Source organism: Oceanihabitans sediminis, from assembly GCF_003337215.1.
GTDB lineage: Bacteria > Bacteroidota > Bacteroidia > Flavobacteriales > Flavobacteriaceae > Oceanihabitans > Oceanihabitans sediminis.
The window spans coordinates 136,174-155,230 of sequence record NZ_QPIG01000002.1 but is presented as its reverse complement, the minus strand read 5'-3'; the positions used below and the strand labels follow the sequence as shown (position 1 = coordinate 155,230).

Here is a 19,057-nt window from a genome sequence, read left to right as displayed (position 1 = left end):
GCTTAAAATTGGAAATAGATGAAGTTGTTAGAAGTTGAATAAAATAATGCCATAAAAACTAAAACAAGAGCTATTATAAAGCTTAATTGGTATGTGCTAATTTTGCTACCGAGCGTTTCTAATGATTTATTCGACTTGTACAGGTATAAATCGAAAAGCATTCCTAAAATAAAGACACAAACACTGGTGGTAATAATATTTACTTCACCTATATAAGGAATTTTAAAATCAAAGAATATAAACTTTTTGATTATATATTTTGCACTTTGAAAGGTTTCTGCTCTAAAGAAAGCCCAAGTAGATAAGATAATTGTAAAGGTTATAATATAGCCTATTGTACCTGCGTGTCTGATACTAAGTTTTGTGAAAATAGCTTTTTCAATTCCCAAGAGAATTCCTTGCATGAAGCCCCAAATAACAAAGTTCCAGGTATTTCCGTGCCATAAACCACCAAGGACCATAGTGATTAAAACATTTCTATAGGTAAACCATTTGCTCCCTTTATTACTACCTAAAGATTTGTATAAATAATCTCTTAACCATGTGGATAGTGAGATATGCCAACGAGTCCAAACCTCAGACAATGATTTGGAAAAATATGGAAGGTTGAAGTTTCGTTTAAATTCTATTCCAAGTAATTTTGCACTACCAATAGCAATATCGGAGTATCCTGCAAAATCAAAGTAAATTTGATATGCAAAGAAAACCGTTGCTACTACTAGGGTGGATGAATTATGTATTTCTGGATCTGCATAAACAGAATTAACATAATGTGCTAGATTATCTGCTATTACAATTTTTCTAAAAAGTCCGACAGTTATTTGAAAAAGACCATCTTTAAACCATTTCTTATTAAAAATACGCTTGCGTTCTATTTGAGGTAATAGGTTTGAAGCTCTTTCTATAGGTCCAGCTACAAGCTGAGGGAATAAACTAACAAAGGTGAAAAAGGCAACAATATCATAAGTTGGTTTAAAATCTTTTCTATAAATATCAATAGTATAACTTAGTGTTTGAAAAGTGTAAAAGCTAATTCCTATTGGTAGGATGATGTTTAAGGTTACGTTATCTACTTCCCAACCAAAACCAGACATTAAAGCAGCAAATGATTCTGCAAAGAAATTGTAATATTTAAAAGCAGCCAACAAGCCAAGGTTGGAAACTAAGCTGAGAATTAGCCAGTTTTTTCTAGTTTTTTTGTCTTCGGTTTCATGAATTTTAATTCCGATATAATAGTCTATAAACGAACTATAAATGATTAGGGATAAGAATCGCCAATCCCAGAAACCATAAAACACAAAGCTTGATAGCAACAATAGTAAATTCTGTTTTTTATAGTCGTTTTTAAGCAACCAATACAGAATAAATACTGTTGGTAAAAAGATCAAATATTCTATGGAGTTAAATAGCATTTTTTCTAGTTAGTTTTATAAATAGGTTTTCGTATTGATCTATAATTTTTTTACTATTATATTTTCTTAACACAACTTCATTTACTTCATTAGGTGAAAAAGTGAAGTTTTCATTTAGTTTCGTGATACTATTAACACACTCTTCAATAGTATCGACTATAAATCCGTTTTTACCAGCTTCAATAATTTCATTAATTCCTCCAGGAGCATTAAAAGCAATGACAGGTGTACCTACAACACAGCTTTCTATTAATACATTAGGAAATCCTTCCGAATAGGAGCCAAGCAAGAATACTTCGCTTTTTCTTAAATATGTTTCTACATCCTTTGTATAATCTATTTGGGTAATATGCTTTTCAATACCTTTGTTATGAATTAGTTTCAAGATCTTTTCTTTTTCATTTCCATCTCCAATCATAAAATAATGGAAGGGGAACTGGAGTTTTGATAAAGTTTCTATGATTCTTTCATGACCTTTTTCTTTACTTAATCTGCCCACTGTAATGATTTGTAGTGGTTTGTTGATGTTTCTTGCTTCGGTTTTAGGTGAATAATTATTTGTGATTGGGTTATTAATTAATTCCGTTTTATAAATGTCAACTCCATAATTTGTAACCATATCTTCTTGCATATCTCTAGATTGACAGATAACACAATCCACAAGTTTATATCCTTTTATGATGAGCTTTTTCATTAATTTCAATCTACTTTCTTTGTCGTGTTCGGCCAAAACACTTAAAACATTAGCTTCACGGGCTACAAATTTTATTTTAGGAAAACCAATAGACAAGAAAGCTATAAGTGTATTTAAATGGTAGATACAGCTAACTACAATATCTGGTTTTTTGTATTTAAAATGTTTTATAATTCCAAAAACAGCTTTTATTGTTCGCTCTTTGTTTAGGTATATGATATCTACATCCTTTACATCGTAAACGGTGTCCTTTTTAAAGCCTAAAACTAAAAGGACTGGTTGAAACTTGTTTTTATCTACGTTTTGTGCTACAAAAGATAAAATGCGTTCTGCACCACCTGCAACAAGTGATGGAATTATAAATGTTATTTTTATCTTTTGCTTGTTCATTATTGTATACTATATTTTTTTCCGTTCGTATTTAACCATTGTTTTAATACAAGTAGTTTCCAAATCATAGGGTATCTATTCCATGAGCCGTCCATGTGTTGTTGGATTCTGAAAGTCACTTCTTTTGCATTTATTCCTGGGATTAGCTTTAAGCTTTCTTCATTTAATTCTGAAAGCACATAATCTTTTAATTCCTTTTTAAACCATTCCGAAAAAGGCATAGTAAAACCTGCTTTTGGTCTGTTGAATATTTCCTTAGGTACATGCTGATAAAGCACATCTTTTAAGATTCGTTTTTGGTTGCTTCCTTGAAATTTAAAACTAGTGGGAAGCGATCTAGCAAATTCAACAATTCTATAGTCCATTAAAGGTGATCTAGCTTCTAAAGAATAAGCCATTGTTGCTCTATCTACTTTTGTGTTGATATCCCAATTTAGATATGTTTTTAAGTCAAAATCTGAAATTCTTTCTTGCTGATTTTTATGTTGATGTTTTAAGTATTTAATTTCTTCAACATCTAAATAGTCGTATTTATTATCTAGCCAAGAGGTATTAACCCCTGTTCTTGCAGCTAGGTATACATCGTCTAAATTGTCATATTTTAATCCTTGAGAAATCATTTTAAGCTTGTAATGCGGCATTAAGCCTAGAGCATTAGCAGATAGATTTCTTATGAATTCAGGTATTTTATACATGATTCCCACCTGGCGCATCCAATTGTAGCGATGGTAACCAATAAATATTTCATCACCAGCATCGCCAGATAGGGCAACGGTTACGTGCTTTCTTGTGTGTTTAGCTAATAACATGGATGGAATTGCAGATGAATCGGCAAAAGGTTCGTCATAGAAGTGGCTAAAGTTTTCTATTAAATCTAGCCCTTCGTTATAATTGCAATCAATAACATGGTGGTCTGTTTTTAGATGGTCTGCAACCTGTTGTGCATACTTACTTTCATCAAATCCTTTTTCGTCAAACTTAACAGAAAAGGTTTTGATTTTACTTGTTGTTGTTTGTGTTGCTAATGCAGCAATTGCCGAAGAATCTACTCCTCCAGATAAAAAAACACCCACAGGAACATCTGCAAAAAGTCTAATTTTTACAGCATCTTTTAGTAAATTATTTAAGGTAGCTTTTGCTTCTTCGTAAGTTCCTAAGTATTGATGGATACCTTTATAATCAATATCCCAATATTGTTTTTGTTCAAACTTTTTACTTTTTAAATCCAATGATAAGCTAAAACCAGGCTTCAGCTTATTAATTTCATTAAATATGGAATACGGTTCTGGTATAGCTCCCCATGCTAAGTAATAGGATATGGCTTTACTTGAGATGCTTAAATCATCCCTGAATAATTGAATGGAAGAAATCTGACTTGAAAATTCAAAATCTTCTCCATTAAAAGAATAATAAAAAGGCTTTTGTCCAAGTCTATCTCTTGCACCAAAAAGGCGTTCTTTGTTTTCGTCATAAATAACAAACGCAAACATGCCATTAAGCTTACTTACAAATTCGTCGCCATATTCTAAATAAGCAGCGCACATAACCTCCGTATCGCTGGTAGTCTTAAACTCGTGTCCTTTATTTATAAGTTCTTTTTTAAGATCTAAGAAGTTATATATTTCCCCATTAAAAACAATATGAATGTTTTGGTATGTCAATGGCTGATTTGACCTAGGGTCTAAATCAATAATAGCAAGTCTGTTATGACCAAAAACGATGTTCTTATTTTTCCCTAAATATTTCCAGTCTAATTTATCTGGACCTCTAAAGGAAGTTCGCATAAGTTTCTGTTGCACTTGCTCTTTTGAATACGCTATTGTTGATCCGTAAATTCCACACATATTTTATTCATTTTCAAGGTTATCTACTTTTTCTTCTGTATCCATAGTAACTTTCGCAAATAACCATATCGAAAAAAATAAGATGATATAATTATAGAAATAGTTATGAGAAACCAATAAGTAGCTGGTTATTATGAGGGATAAGTATAAATATTCCGGATTAGTACGGAATTTAAGAAGGCTTTTTATGGCTAAACTTGCATAAAATAGTATCATCATTAAAAATGGAAGAATCCCGGCTTCGCCAACTACCATTAAGTAGGAATTATGAACTCCAACTTTAATTCCTACAGTATCTGCTTGTTGGCCTTGCATAGATCCGTAGCCATTCCCAATTAAAACATTATTAACAATAACATCTGTATATAGAGCCCAGGTTTCTTGTCTAGACTCTCTTGTTACAGTGGTGGTTTTAACTTCTCCTTCACTAAAAAAGCTGTCTAAAGCATCAAATCTTTCTTTATTAAGTTCGAAAGCAGGAGTGTTTATAATAATAACAAGTCCAATTGCGCCAATAAATAATCCGGCAATATTTTTTCTATTTGCAAATAATGAAGTGATATTTATAAGAACTAATAGTAGTAGGAAGTAACGCGATAAAGTAGCAATTCCTGCTAGAGTAAAAAGTAACTGCGCAATTATTCTATACTTTTTATTGGTTAGCCTATAAGTGAAAGCAAAGCCCAAAATACAAATTAATCCTGCTCGATTAGGGTTAAGGTAAAAACCGGCATATCTTCCGTAATCATCCGAAAAAATAAGTGCATTTACAATAACACTTCCAGCACCTATAAGTAAATAGAAGCAAGCCTCTGCATTTGTAGTGTTTTTTGCAACTTCTGTAACAGAAATGATAAATAGAAAATATCTAAAAATGTCTTTTATAAATACATTTGGCGGACCAGAAAAATTAAACCCGGAGATAGAATAGTAAAGTATCCCAAGTACTAATAAAGCGATTAATGGTTTACTTTTTTTTATGAAAAAGTAGTAAAGCGCTAAAGCAACCACTAACATTGCTGCAGAAAGAGAACCAACAGATGGATTAAAGGATGCTAATCCGAAGGTTGGTACGTTTAAAATCGTTAACGCAAGAATGATATGTTTTAGTAATTCTTTCATATAGCTAAAACATTTTCTTGTTTTTTAGTATAATTTAAAAAGACTAAACTTCTAAATATCTGCAGTAAAGCTGTACAGAGAGCTATTCCGAAAACACCAAAATATTTCATTAAAATAATATCTAAAACAATGTTTAAGATTACTGTAGCAAAAGAAACATAAGCCATAAATGCATTCTTATTTATACTAGTTAAAAATCTTACGATGATGTTTCCACATATAGTAAATGGTAATCCTATTAAAAACATACGTTGGATATTTGCAACCTTTACCGTATCGTCTGAAGTAAAAGCATTTCGTTCAAAAAACAATTCAACAATAAAATCTGAAAGTAAAATTAGAACAACAGAAACTACGAGTAAACCTATAAACAATCGTTTTAATATATTGTATAAGGTTTTAAAGGCTTCGTCTTTATTATTGATAGAAAGTTTTGAAAAATAGGGAAGGAGTACATTTCCTAATGCCATAACTATTATGGTTGTAAAAAAAGCAGGTATTCGCAAGCCATAATTTAATGCAGTAATAGAGCCAATTACGAGTTGTGCAGCAAAAAATTGATCGGTTACAGAAATTAAACCTGTTAAAAATCCAGAAGAGACTTTTGCCGGTACCTGTTTAAACATAGTTTGTGTGTGTAATCCAAAAAAATCTGGCTTATCTATTTGTATAATGTTCTTTTTAATTGCAATAAAAAGTAGAAATAGAAACTGAGCGATACTCCCAGTAAGCATACCAACAGCAAGCACTCTTTCTTGTAGTTGTTCTTTGAAAAATAAAAGGCATACTAGCATGCTTATAGATGTTAAAACCGGATAAATAGAAGAATACCTAAACTCATCATATATGTTTAATAAGCCACTTAATAAAGAGGTTAAACCCCAAAATAGTATACATGGTAAAAGGTAGTAAAACTGAACTTTTACTAGTGTATAATAGCTTTCTGTGTGTCCGTTAAAAAATGTTTCTAAAAAAACATCTGTAAATAAATAGGAGATAACTATAAAAAATAAAGCAACTGTTAGTGTAACAAGAAAGCTAGCAGATTGAAAAGCGCCTATTTTATTTGTAGACTCTTTTTCAGCAATATAATTAGGGATAAAAACTGTGTTAAATGCGTTTAAAAATACTTCGCTAACAAATCCGGGTAATAAAGCTGCAATAAAAAAGGTGTCTAAGATTTCAGATAAACCAAAAGCACCGGCAACAACAATTTCTTTGTAAAAACCAAGCCCTTTTACAAAAACACTAATGATTGCAACTGTTAAGACATTGATAACAGTTGGGTTTCTTAATAGTTTTTTAATAGACGCTATGATATTTAGATTTTTCAATATGTTACAGTAGTTTTTTAAAAGGCCATCCTAGAGTGAAAAGTGTTTTTAGTCTTTTACTCTGTATTGCTTGTTGATAATCTGATAAACGAAATTCTAAATATTGGGAAGCTCTTAATAGGGTGTAAACTCGTTTTATAAAAAGCTTCGGGTATTTGATTAAATAATCTTTATAAAACCAATTCAGTATGCTTAGAGAGTAAATGGCCATTCCGAATGCATCCTTTTCATGGTTTTGAATGGAAATAGCATTTGCTGTATCTAAATAATAGGTTCTAAGAGCTATATTTATATATTTTGTTTCATAACCTTGTCTTGCAATGAGTTCCCAAAGTACGCCCTCTGGAATATATCCTTTTGAAAAAATTGCAGGATTTACTAGAAGCCCTTTCATGACATCAGTCTTAATGAATCCCCATTTCTCTAAAGCTTTTGGTTGTTCCATCTGTTGTCTGAAAGTGTTACTATAATGTGGGGAGTTTATAAAGGGTTCACCAACTAAATTCCCATGTTGATCATTACATAAACAAGTTACCCCACTTGTATTATTCTTTTTTTCGTTTGGGATAGAATCATATTCTCTTTTAAAAACATCTAAAGCATCTGCAGTAGATTCATCATCCGAATCAAAAGGCAAAAAGAATTTTCCTTTTGCTAATGGTATTGCTTGCATGATACAAGCCATTTTGTGTTTGTTTTCGGTGTTATTTATATAGTTTACAGGGAACTTGGCTGTTTTAATAAGCTCTAATGCAACTTCATGTGAATTATCTTTAGACCCATCATTTATTAAAAGCAGCTCAAAATCTGTAAAAGTTTGCGCATTTAAAGATTTAAAAACTCGTTCTAAGGTATCAGCTCTATTATAAATAGGAGTAAATACTGTAAACGTATACGCGTAATCACTTGGTTCTTGTTTCTTGTATTTCGGAATTAAATTTGTTAACTGCATACCTTTATTATTAATTCTCTCCATTTGTTCGCAATGTATTCAGCTTCAAAAATTTTAGTACTTTCTATAGCTTTATCTTTAAACTGAACTTGCAAACTAGGATTGTTTATTAATTGTGTTAGTCTGTTTTCTAAACTAACTTGATCGTTCACTGGAATTAAAAAACCGTTCTCTCCATCTATAATAATTTCTGAAGGTCCTGAAGGACAATTTGTGGCAATACAAGGTAATCCGTAGTACATTGCTTCAATTAAGGCATTTGGGAATCCTTCAAAACTGGAGGGTAAAACAAATATTTTAGCACGATTATAATAGAAGGAAACATCTTTTACAGCTCCAATAAATTCAACACTATCATTCATATTTAATGTGTTTACTAGTGCTTCATAAGCTTCTTTATTGCTTCCATTTCCTATGAAAAGGAGTTTCCAATCTTTTCTTTCAATTTTAGAAAATGCTCGAATCAATAACTCCTGGTTTTTTTGCTCCTCTAATCTTGCGACACAAATTATGTGGTTTTCTTTTTCAGTTTGAAAGTTCCTTTGTGCTACTAATTCTTCGGCTAAGGGATTATTTATGATTTCAAGTTTTTCTTCTTTAACAATATCTATAAAACAGTTTTTTATTTCATTGGTTTGAATTACTAAAGCATCTGTTTTAGGATAAACCAGTTTTCTCACTTTAACCCAAAAATTACTTACATCACCAAAAGTAGGATGAATACGTTCACTTATTATAGAAGGTATTTTAAGTTTTTTAGAAATTAAAACACTGTAAATATTTGCTATCGTGGTGAAACCTATAATAATATCTGCATTTTCCTTTTGTATATACTTCTTGGTAATACTTATTAGTTTGTAGTGATTAAAAATGGATTGAAAAAAATTAGGAGTGCTATTATATATGTCTTTAGTGAAAACAACTTTTATTTTGGGGTTTAGACTATAAAAGGGAATACACTTATAAAGTACTACAATAACAATATCGAAATCTGAAATCAATTGATTTGTTAAAGTAGAAACAACACGTTCTGCACCACCAGCTTTAAGGCTAGGTATAATAAAAGCAAGTTTTTTTCTTTTCAAGAAACTCTTGGGATTCTATTAGCTGCTGATATTCAATAGCTAATAATGATTAATAGCTCTTTAAAAATAGTCAATTTTTGGATTTAACAAGTGTTGTACTACAGATATTAGATGAAATGCTTCTTTCTATATTTTAAGTGCAAGTTGATTATTTAAAATATGCAGATAATCAGATTATTAAGTGTTTGATGTATTTTTTAAAACAAGTTATAATCCATTACTTCTTTCTGTGCGTATATAAGTTCTATTTGCATATTTTAAAACCTTGTATCTGTTTGATAATCTATCGATTAACGGTAGATAAATGCCTACAAAACACACGATATGTAAGATTAAAATTACATAAATAGTGTATTTCATCGAAAAAATACGCAGTTTATCTTTTTAAGAAGTTGAAATTATAATTTAGCGCCAGATTAATAGCAAAACCATTAAAATGAAGAAAAACATTACAAATAAGTTTCTGAACAACAGAAGCTTAACAAGAGCATTTTTATTTACATTTTTAACATTTAGTCTAAATGTAAAAGCCCAAAACTATCCGGAACAAATTTTACTTTCTACAGTAAATTATCAACCTTATCAATCACCGTCTGGTTCATTACCAGGTTATTTAGAGCCTTTTACTGAAAACTTATCAGGAAGTACAATTACACGTATTAGTGATAAAGATGTTTTTGGTACTACTTCTCAAAAGATTAGACATAATTATGCTAAAGATCAAACATGGAACTCTGATGGAACTTTAATTAAGTTAGCTGGATATCCTGCAGCAATTTTAGATGGTGAAACTTTCGAATTTTTATATTGGAGAGATATTCCTTCTTACGGAAGATGGGCAAATACAGAGCCTAATTATATGTATGGAACGCCAGGTAACAACTTTGTTAAGTTTAATGTGCTTACTAACACGAAAGTAACCTTAAGAAGTTTTGATGAATACGACAGTATTGATTTTGGTTTTGGAGAAGGAAATCAGTCGAATGATGATAAATATGTTGGAATCATCGGGAAAAATGGAAGTAACAGAACTCTAGTAGTTTATAATATTCATGATGATGTTATTGAAGGAACAAAAGACATAGGTTCTAGTGGAGATTTAGATTGGTTTTCAGTTTCGCAATCAGGAAATTTTGCAGTTGCAATGTGGAGAGCTGAAGGTTCAGGACCTACGCAAGGTGTTAAATCATATGATATTAATATGCAGAATGAAAGACATATACATAATGTTACGGAACACGCTGACTTAGGAATAGACACTAACGGTAACGATGTTTTAGTTTCTTACCAAGGAGCTAGTGGATGGGATCAAGGTTCTTATATATATTCTGCAAGATTAGATGGTGGTGGAGTAACTAACTTATTTGAATACCCAGGAGGAATTTGGGGAGGTCATATTAGTTGTAGAAATACAGACAGACCAGGATGGGCTTATATTAGTGAGCAATGTTGTACCGATCATGATGTTGCATCCAGAGAGATATTTGCAATAAAACTAGATGGTTCAGGTATTATAGAGCGTTATACAAAACATCATAATGATGTATCTCCAGGAAACGGACATTCAACTATGGCTGTACCAAATAGAGATGGAACTAAAATACTTTTTGCTAGTAACTGGGATGATAGTAGTATAAAATCAGATCCTAATCCTCCAGCTTGGATTTTAGAATATCCTCAAGAATCATTAAGTGTAACAGAGAATGAAGTTACTACAGAAAATACAGTAAAAGTATATCCTAATCCTGTAACAGATGTTGTTAATATTAAGCTTTCTGGACAGAATACTACTTTAGCAACTTTACAATTACACGATATACTTGGTAGAATGTTAGTGAATAAAAAGATAGAAAATGAAAGTTCTGCTAGCTTGAATATTTCGTCTTATCCAACAGGAGTATATTTATTAACGATGGATGTAAACGGTAAAAAAGTGACTAAAAAGATTATTAAAGAATAATTTACTTCAATTATAACGGTTTAAAAAAGCTTCATATTAATTTATGAAGCTTTTTTTTGTTACCATTTTATAGTTTGTAAGGTAGCTATGCTGTCGCAGTTTTCAATAGTAAGTAGTACTTCACTATCTTCTATTTTGCTTTCAATAGCATAGATTCCACAAGGTTTTTGTCTAGTATTACTTTTACTAAAAACAACATCTCCTCTCATTAAAGCTTGCTTGATAGAGGCACTATCTACTTTCTTTTCAGAAATTAGAGTTTTTGTGCTTTCACTATAAATAAGTGTTTTTGAGTTTATGTTTTTTAAGACTCTTGCTTCTGGCCCGTAAGCACAAGATGTTCTTTTTCCGTTAAAAATAAATGCGAGAATAATTAATCCTAAAGCGAATCCTCCAAGATAATATCCAATTCTTCTTATTAGTTGCACAAGTTAAAAGATAAGTAAGTTAATATCACTGTGTTTTAAATCGAACCATTCACCAACTGATTTATTGGTTAAAATTCCATGGTAAAAGTACAAACCATTTTTTAAACCTCTATCAAATCTAAGGGAATTTTCTAATCCACCGTCTTCAGCAATTTTTAATAGGTAAGGGGTGAACATGTTGCTGATTGATATAGAGGCGGTTCTAGCGAATCTAGCAGGAATATTGGGTACACAATAATGTACAACACCGTGTTTTATAAAGGTAGGAGATTTATGTGAAGTAACTTCGCTGGTTTCAACACACCCCCCCATGTCTATGCTAACATCTATAATTACAGATCCTGCTTTCATATTGGCAACCATGGAGTCGGTTACAATAATTGGGGCTCTGTTTTTCCCTCTTACTGCGCCAACCACAACATCACATCTTTTTAATGCTTTACTAAGGTTTTTTGGTTGTAGAGTAGAAGTGAATAGGGTTCTTCCTAAGTTGGTTTGAATTCTTCGTAATTTTGAAATAGAATTGTCAAAAACTTTTACGTTTGCTCCAAGTCCGATTGCGCTTCTAGCTGCAAATTCGCCGACTGTACCAGCACCTATAATTACAACTTCAATTGGAGGAACCCCACTAATGTTTCCAAACATCAATCCGTTTCCTTCATTCACATTACTTAGTAATTCCGCAGCTACTAATATAGCAGAAGTTCCAGCAATTTCGCTTAAAGAACGTACAGCAGGATATGCTCCGTCTTCATCGCGTATAAATTCAAAAGCAAGAGCTGTAATACGTTTATTTGCTAGGGTTTCGAAATACTTTTTGTTTTGCGTTTTAATCTGAAGCGCAGAAATTAGTATGGTTTGTGGGTTGATTAATTTAATCTGATCTAGGGTAGGGGGTTCAATTTTTAAAACAATAGGGCATGCATACACTTTTGCAGTATCATTAGTGATTTCTGCACCAGCTTCGCTATAATTTTTATCACTAAATTTCGCTCCTTTTCCAGCTCCTGCTTCCATTAAAACTCTATGTCCGTTTCCTACCAATGCTGAAACAGCATCTGGAGTAAGGCAAATTCGTTTTTCTTGAAAAGCGGTTTCTTTAGGGATACCAATAAATAGATTTCCTTTTTTCTTGAAAATCTCTAATGTTTCTTCTTGTGGAAGTAATTGTTGCTTGGTAAAGGGTGATATAGATTTAGACATATTTTGACTATGTTAATTGGATAGTCAAATTACGAATATTTTTTTGAAAGTTTTGAAGCTATTTATTAAAAATACTGTCTTATTTTTCCCCAAATTGTTTTTGGACGTACAGTAAATTCTTCTTCCAGTTCTGTTATAGTCTTATTGGCGGTATTCAATTTATCAAACATTTTAGCTTTAATTAGATATATTGAAGGTATAATGATAGCCATTACAGGAAGCATATAGAAAAATTGAAGCTCATCAATATAAGATAAGTCTTCATTAAATAATCCTATGATTTGATAAGTATACATTACTATAGGCACCAATAAGGTATGGTACCACCAATGTCTACAAGTAAAAAACCAAATAACAAGTAGTATTAATGGTACTAATTTACCTGTAAGAAGCCACATGACCGTATTAACGTCTTTGTAGCCTTTACTCTCGTATTCAAATAAAAAAGTGCTCCAAATATTCTTATTGGGAACACTTTCATATAAATAAAATAAAAATGGAGATAATGCTATTAATGTAGCAATTACACTTCCCAAGATTATTATTTTTTTATCCGTGTTTTGGTACTCTAATTTTTGATTTTTCAATTTCTGTTGTTGGTTGCTCATTTAAATCAATAATTTGGGACGTTTGTATTGTAAAAACCATTCCTCCAAATAGAACCATTGCAATCAAATACTTCTTCGCTTTCATAATTTTTAGGGATTAAATTAATTAACACGATGAAAATATATAATGTATAGCTCTCTTGGAATTTTAAAATGTTAAAGTTTTGTTAAAAAAATTATAAATATTTCAAACTTTGTAATAGATCTTGGTCTATTAATGATTTTATGTATTTATGATATTTATTTTTCTACTGTTATTTTCCTCTAATTCTAAATGAATTTCTGTTACACCATCAGTTAAAAATTCTGAAGCAATTTCTGGCCATTCTATAAATACCCAATGATTTTCAAATAGATATTCTTCAAAACCAAAATTATATAGCTCTTCGGAATCATTTACTCTGTATAAATCAAAATGATAGATACTAGCATCCTTTGTTTTATACTCATTTACTAAAGAGTAGGTTGGGCTTTGTACCTCATCTGAACTTCCTAATTTACTTACTAATGTTTTGATAAGCGTTGTTTTGCCAACCCCCATTTCTCCGTGAAATAACAAAATTCTACTATTGCTTTTTTCTAATAGTAAATCAGCAATTTCATCTAAATCATTAATAGTATATTTTATATCCAAACCAACTTAATTATGAGATTACAATTATACTTATTTATATAATGATTTCCTTGTTGTTATATGTTAAAATTTGATAGGTTCTTAGTATTTTATTTGGGGTTTAGTACCACAAATGGAATAATCATTTCTTCTAAAGAAACTCCCCCATGTTGATAGGTGTTTCTGAAGTAACTTACATAATGATTGTAGTTGTTTGGGTATGCAAAAAACAAATCGTTTTTAGCGAAAATAAAGGAACTACTCATGCTAAGAGATGGTAAATGTATTGACTTTGGGTCTTTAGCTACCAAAACATCTTTTTCTTCATAGGTTAAGCTTCTACCAGTTTTGTATCGAAGATTTAAACTCGTATCTCTGTCACCTATAACTTTCGATGGATTTTTAACATTAATGGTTCCGTGATCTGTAGTTAGAATTAATTTAAATCCTAATTGTTGCGCTTGCTGTATCATTTCTAATAAAGGAGAGTTTTTAAACCAACTTTGTGTAAGTGATCTGTATGCTTTATCGTTTGAAGCAAGTTCTTTAACAACATCCATTTCTGTTTTAGAGTGAGAAAGCATGTCTACAAAGTTGTAAACAATAACGGTTAAGTCATTTTCTTTTAGGGATTTAAAGTTGTCTACAAGTTTCTTTCCGCCTTTAAGACTCGTGATTTTATAGTACTCATGTTTTAAATGAGTTAGTCTCAAGCGTTTCATTTGTGCTTCAAGAAATTCTGCTTCATGTAAATTTTTGCCACCTTCATCGGTATCATTTTTCCAATAATTAGGGTGGAGTTTTTCCATGTCGCTTGGCATTAAGCCAGAGAATATAGCATTTCTAGCATACTGTGTTGCAGTAGGTAAAATGCTGTAAAACGGAAACTCTTTTTCTTTTTTATAGTAGTTTATTACAATTGGCTCAAAGGCTTTCCATTGGTCGTAGCGCAAATTATCTATTACAACTAAAAGCGTAGGTTGTTCTGAACTTAACTCTGGAACAATTTTTTCTTTGAATAAGTTATGAGATAAGGTAGGAGCATCGGTATTTGCTTCAAACCAAGATACATAATTCTTGTCTATAAACTTTCCAAACTGTGTATTTGCTTCGTTTTTTTGAGATTCTAATATTTCAAACATCCCAATATCTTCAATGCTTTCCAGTTGAAGTTCCCAATAAATAAGTTTTTGGTATAAAGTAGCCCATTCTTCGTGAGTGTTAACCATAGATAGTTCCATGGCAATTTTTCTAAACTCTTGCTGGTAGTTGGACGTGGTTTTTTCAGAAATTAACCTAGAGTGATCTAAATTCTTCTTTAAACTAAGTAAAATTTGATTAGGATTTACAGGTTTTATAAGGTAGTCAGCTATTTTATTACCAATAGCTTCTTCCATAATATACTCTTCTTCACTTTTGGTAATCATTACCACGGGAAGGTTGTCGCGTTTCTCTTTAATTTCGTTTAGCGTTTCTAATCCTGAAAGTCCAGGCATGTTTTCGTCTAAAAAAACAATATCAAAATTTTTCTCATCTAATATATCTAAAGCTTCAGAACCACTATTGCAGGGTGTAACCTTATAGTTTTTCTTTTCTAAAAAGAGGATATGTGGCTTTAATAAATCTATTTCGTCATCAACCCAAAGAATATTTATATTGTTCATGTATATTTGTTTATAATATTGAAAATTTTAAAAGCTTGCAGACTATTAACAAACTTAAGATATTAAACGACCCAATTTACGGATTTATTACCATACCCAATCCGTTAATCTTTAATTTAATTGAGCATAAATACTTCCAAAGACTAAGAAGAATTACCCAAATGGGAATGTCTTATTTGGTATATCCTGGAGCTCACCACACACGTTTTCATCATGCTTTAGGTTGTATGCATTTAATGCAGAAAGCTGTGCAGGTGCTTCGCTTTAAGGGAGTTTCAATTTCTGAAGAAGAAGAGACAGCTCTGCTTGTTGCTATTCTTTTGCATGATATTGGTCACGGACCATTTTCTCATGCAATGGAGCATAGTATTGTAAATAACGTTTCGCATGAAGAAATTTCATTGCTTTTTATGGAAACGCTAAATGCAGAATTTAACGGAAGTTTAACTTTAGCAATTAAAATTTTTAAAGGAGAATACCCTAGAAAATTTATGTGTCAGCTTATATCCAGTCAGATAGATATGGATAGGGCAGACTACTTAAAACGCGATAGTTTTTATACCGGAGTAGCAGAAGGAAATATAAATTCTGAAAGATTAATTACCATGCTTCATGTGGTAAATGATGAGCTAGTAGTTGAAAACAAAGGTATTTATAGTGTTGAGAAGTTTTTAGTAGCTAGACGATTAATGTATTGGCAAGTATATTTACATAAAACTAGCTTGGCTGCAGAACAGTTACTTATTCGTGTTTTAAAACGCGCAAAAGAATTAACTTCAAAAGGAATTGTATTAGAAGCTAGCGAACCTTTACAGTATTTTTTAAAGAACGAAATTTCTTTAGATGAATTTAATAAAGAAGTCCTAGATACTTTCTCTATGTTAGATGATTATGATTTGGTTTCGGCAATGAAGTCATGGCAATTTCATGAAGATTTTGTCCTTCGTAATTTGTGTGAAATGATTATAAATCGCGATTTGTTAAAGGTAAAGCTGAAAAAGAAGAAAATAAAACAAGAAAGTCTTCAGAAATACACTGATGCGTTAATTTCTAAATACCATATTTCCGAAGCTGAAGCAGCTTATTTTGTGTTTACTGGTCAGATTTCCAATCAGGCATACGAGAATAAAACAGAGAAAATTAACATTCTTCATAAGAACGGAAAAACAGAGGATATTGTTAAAGCTTCCGATCAATTAAACCTAAAAGCACTATCAAAACCAGTGACGAAATATTATATATGTTACCCAAAACAAAAACTATAATGTTGGTTTAACACATTTTTTCTTATTTTTGCTAGAATTACGAAAAACTAAACAAAAAAGTGTGAAATTCACAGCGCAACAAATTGCAGGAATTTTAGAAGGAGATATCGTAGGAAACCCCGATGTTGAAGTGTCTAAACTTTCAAAAATAGAAGAAGGTACAGAAGGTTCTTTAACCTTTCTTGCCAATCCTAAATACACATCCTATATCTATACTACAAAGGCATCTATTACTATTGTTAATAAATCCTTTGAACCAAAAAATGATATTGAAACTACTTTAATCAAGGTAGAGGATGCATATAAATCTTTCTCACAATTATTAGAATACTATAATTCTGTAAAAAACAATAAAGTTGGAATAGAACAACCTTCTTTTATTGCAGAATCTGCTACATACAAAGACAATATATATATAGGTGCATTTACATATATAGGAGCTAATGTTAAAATTGGCGAAAATGTAAAAATATATCCTAACGTTTATATAGGAGACAACGTAACTATTGATGATGGTACGGTGATTTTTGCAGGTGCAAAAGTTTATTCAGATACTATTATAGGAAAAAGTTGTGTAATTAACTCAGGAGTAGTTTTAGGTGCCGATGGTTTTGGATTTACTCCAAACGAAAACGGCGAGTATATTAAAGTTCCACAAACAGGAAATGTTGTTTTAGAAGATTTTGTGGATATTGGAGCTGCTACTACCATTGATCGTGCTACTTTAGGTTCTACTATAATAAGAAGAGGAGTGAAGTTAGACAACCAGATACAAATTGCTCACAATGTAGATATTGGTAAAAACACCGTGATTGCAGCACAAACAGGAGTTGCTGGTTCAACCAAAATTGGTGAAAACTGTATAATTGGAGGGCAAGTTGGTATTGCAGGACACTTAATAATAGGAAACGGAGTTCGTGTACAAGCACAGTCGGGAATTGGAAAAAATGTAAAGGATAACGAAACTTTACAAGGATCCCCTTCTTTTAATTACGGAGATTGGAACAAGTCTTATGTATACTTTAAAAATTTACCTAAGATTGTTAAAAATATAAGTGAAATAGAAAAAAAAATAGATGGCAATAGTTAATACTGAAATTAGACAAAAGACCATTAAGAACGAAGTGTCTTTAAATGGTGTTGGTTTGCACACAGGTCAAACAGTAGATTTAACCTTTAAACCTGCAGATGAAAATTTTGGCTTTAGATTTAAAAGAATAGATTTAGAAGGAGAGCCAATTATTGAAGCAGATGCAAACTATGTAACTAGCACACAGCGTGGTACTTGTTTAGAAAAAAACGGAGTAACTATTCAAACTTGCGAGCATGTACTTGCAGCATTAGTTGGTTTAGATATTGACAATATATTAATTGAACTAAATGCATCTGAACCTCCAATCATGGATGGTTCTTCACAGTATTTTATAGATGCACTTGAAAAAGCTGAAATTGTAGAGCAAGAAGCTACAAGAGAAGAATATGTTGTAAATAGTGTGGTTTCTTATACAGATGAAGAAACTGGAAGTGAAATTATTTTAATGCCAGCTAAAGAATACCAAGTAACTACTATGGTAGACTTTGGTACTAAAGTTTTAGGAACGCAAAATGCATCTTTAAACTCTATGTCAGAATTTAAAGATCAAATAGCAAACTCTAGAACTTTTAGTTTTTTACATGAAATTGAAACACTTTTAGAGCACGGATTAATTAAAGGTGGCGATTTAAATAATGCTATTGTTTATGTAGATAAAGAACTGTCTTCTCAAACAATGGAAAAATTAAAAGTTGCTTTTAATAAAGATTCTATAGCTGTAAAATCTAACGGAATTTTAGATAATTTAACTTTACATCATCCAAACGAAGCAGCAAGACACAAATTGTTAGATGTCATTGGTGATTTAGCTTTAATTGGAACAAGGATTAGAGGTAGAGTAATAGCAAATAAACCTGGACACTATGTGAACACACAATTTGCTAAAAAGCTTTCAAAAATTATAAGAAATGAAAGAAGAAACTACGTTCCTCAAGTAGATTTAAACTCAGAACCTTTAATGGATGTCAATAAAATAATGGATATGTTGCCGCATAGACAACCGTTCTTATTAATTGACAAAATCTTCGAATTAAGTGACAAACATGTTATTGGCATGAAAAATGTTACTATGAATGAAGAGTTTTTTAAAGGACACTTCCCAGGAGCACCTGTAATGCCAGGAGTTTTAATAGTAGAAGCTATGGCGCAAACAGGAGGGATACTAGTTTTAAGTACCGTTCCAGATCCTGAAAATTATCTAACTTTCTTTATGAAAATAGATAAAGTAAAATTCAAACAAAAAATTGTACCTGGAGATACAGTAATATTTAAATGCGATTTAATTACGCCAATTCGTAGAGGTATTTGTCATATGCAAGGATATGCATATGCTAATGGTAAACTATGTGCAGAAGCAGAATTAATGGCACAAATTTCTAAAATAAAATAA

General features: G+C 31.4%; 17 protein-coding genes. 4 read left to right on the top strand and 13 right to left on the bottom strand.

All coding sequences use genetic code 11. The features are described 5' to 3' along the window. Window positions 1-2: 2 nt before the first annotated feature. The 7 genes from DU428_RS06445 to DU428_RS06415 are packed head-to-tail and all read right to left on the bottom strand — an operon-like array spanning window position 3 to window position 8,833. Window positions 3-1,412 (bottom strand): MBOAT family O-acyltransferase, encoded by a 1,410-nt coding sequence (locus tag DU428_RS06445; protein ID WP_113966119.1) that lies wholly within the window; start codon window positions 1,410-1,412, stop codon window positions 3-5. After that, window positions 1,402-2,496, bottom strand: coding sequence for a glycosyltransferase (locus tag DU428_RS06440; protein WP_072349155.1), 1,095 nt, complete (start codon window positions 2,494-2,496; stop codon window positions 1,402-1,404). The genes DU428_RS06445 and DU428_RS06440 overlap by 11 nt, the downstream gene beginning before the upstream one ends. After that, window positions 2,496-4,340 (bottom strand): asparagine synthase (glutamine-hydrolyzing), encoded by a 1,845-nt coding sequence (gene asnB / locus DU428_RS06435; protein WP_072349153.1) that lies wholly within the window; start codon window positions 4,338-4,340, stop codon window positions 2,496-2,498. Before asnB ends, DU428_RS06440 begins: the two co-directional genes overlap by 1 nt. A gap of 3 nt (window positions 4,341-4,343) precedes the next feature. Continuing rightward, window positions 4,344-5,462: an O-antigen ligase family protein gene (locus tag DU428_RS06430; RefSeq protein ID WP_072349151.1), complete on the bottom strand. Its 1,119-nt coding sequence runs from the start codon at window positions 5,460-5,462 to the stop codon at window positions 4,344-4,346. After that, on the bottom strand, window positions 5,459-6,796 hold the full coding sequence (gene murJ, locus DU428_RS06425; RefSeq protein ID WP_243633457.1) for a murein biosynthesis integral membrane protein MurJ: 1,338 nt from the start codon (window positions 6,794-6,796) through the stop codon (window positions 5,459-5,461). Before murJ ends, DU428_RS06430 begins: the two co-directional genes overlap by 4 nt. A 4-nt stretch (window positions 6,797-6,800) precedes the next feature. Further along, complete coding sequence (locus DU428_RS06420; protein WP_113966187.1) at window positions 6,801-7,748, bottom strand: glycosyltransferase family 2 protein; 948 nt, start codon at window positions 7,746-7,748, stop codon at window positions 6,801-6,803. Continuing rightward, complete coding sequence (locus DU428_RS06415) at window positions 7,739-8,833, bottom strand: glycosyltransferase family 4 protein (RefSeq protein ID WP_113966120.1); 1,095 nt, start codon at window positions 8,831-8,833, stop codon at window positions 7,739-7,741. The genes DU428_RS06420 and DU428_RS06415 overlap by 10 nt, the downstream gene beginning before the upstream one ends. 436 nt (window positions 8,834-9,269) lie before the next feature. On the opposite strand from DU428_RS06415, the gene DU428_RS06410 reads away from it, so the two are divergent. Continuing rightward, window positions 9,270-10,793, top strand: a complete 1,524-nt coding sequence (locus tag DU428_RS06410) for a T9SS type A sorting domain-containing protein (protein ID WP_072349145.1) — start codon at window positions 9,270-9,272, stop codon at window positions 10,791-10,793. A 59-nt stretch (window positions 10,794-10,852) separates the two neighbouring features. On the opposite strand, the gene DU428_RS06405 is transcribed toward DU428_RS06410, so the two are convergent. From DU428_RS06405 to porX, 6 genes are all read right to left on the bottom strand, one after another. Beyond that, window positions 10,853-11,221, bottom strand: a complete 369-nt coding sequence (locus DU428_RS06405; protein WP_113966121.1) for a DUF4258 domain-containing protein — start codon at window positions 11,219-11,221, stop codon at window positions 10,853-10,855. Window positions 11,222-11,224: 3 nt separating this feature from the next. Further along, window positions 11,225-12,424, bottom strand: a complete 1,200-nt coding sequence (locus tag DU428_RS06400) for an alanine dehydrogenase (RefSeq protein WP_072349141.1) — start codon at window positions 12,422-12,424, stop codon at window positions 11,225-11,227. A gap of 65 nt (window positions 12,425-12,489) precedes the next feature. Next, window positions 12,490-12,822 (bottom strand): hypothetical protein, encoded by a 333-nt coding sequence (locus tag DU428_RS13520; protein WP_243633456.1) that lies wholly within the window; start codon window positions 12,820-12,822, stop codon window positions 12,490-12,492. A gap of 151 nt (window positions 12,823-12,973) precedes the next feature. After that, on the bottom strand, window positions 12,974-13,117 hold the full coding sequence (locus DU428_RS13380; protein ID WP_165839147.1) for a hypothetical protein: 144 nt from the start codon (window positions 13,115-13,117) through the stop codon (window positions 12,974-12,976). A 138-nt stretch (window positions 13,118-13,255) separates the two neighbouring features. Next, window positions 13,256-13,666, bottom strand: coding sequence for a tRNA (adenosine(37)-N6)-threonylcarbamoyltransferase complex ATPase subunit type 1 TsaE (tsaE, locus tag DU428_RS06390; RefSeq protein ID WP_072349137.1), 411 nt, complete (start codon window positions 13,664-13,666; stop codon window positions 13,256-13,258). Between the two features lie 89 nt (window positions 13,667-13,755). Then, window positions 13,756-15,309, bottom strand: a complete 1,554-nt coding sequence (porX, locus tag DU428_RS06385) for a T9SS response regulator signal transducer PorX (protein ID WP_072349135.1) — start codon at window positions 15,307-15,309, stop codon at window positions 13,756-13,758. A gap of 35 nt (window positions 15,310-15,344) precedes the next feature. Between porX and DU428_RS06380 the strand changes: the two genes are divergently transcribed. The 3 genes from DU428_RS06380 (at window position 15,345) to DU428_RS06370 (ending at window position 19,057) form a co-directional block, all read left to right on the top strand. Then, window positions 15,345-16,574, top strand: coding sequence for an HD domain-containing protein (locus tag DU428_RS06380; protein ID WP_072349133.1), 1,230 nt, complete (start codon window positions 15,345-15,347; stop codon window positions 16,572-16,574). 61 nt (window positions 16,575-16,635) lie between these two features. Continuing rightward, window positions 16,636-17,664 carry a UDP-3-O-(3-hydroxymyristoyl)glucosamine N-acyltransferase gene (gene lpxD / locus DU428_RS06375; protein WP_072349132.1) on the top strand — a complete coding sequence of 343 codons (1,029 nt, stop codon included), beginning with the start codon at window positions 16,636-16,638 and terminating at the stop codon, window positions 17,662-17,664. Then, window positions 17,651-19,057 carry a bifunctional UDP-3-O-[3-hydroxymyristoyl] N-acetylglucosamine deacetylase/3-hydroxyacyl-ACP dehydratase gene (locus tag DU428_RS06370; RefSeq protein ID WP_072349130.1) on the top strand — a complete coding sequence of 469 codons (1,407 nt, stop codon included), beginning with the start codon at window positions 17,651-17,653 and terminating at the stop codon, window positions 19,055-19,057. The genes lpxD and DU428_RS06370 overlap by 14 nt, the downstream gene beginning before the upstream one ends.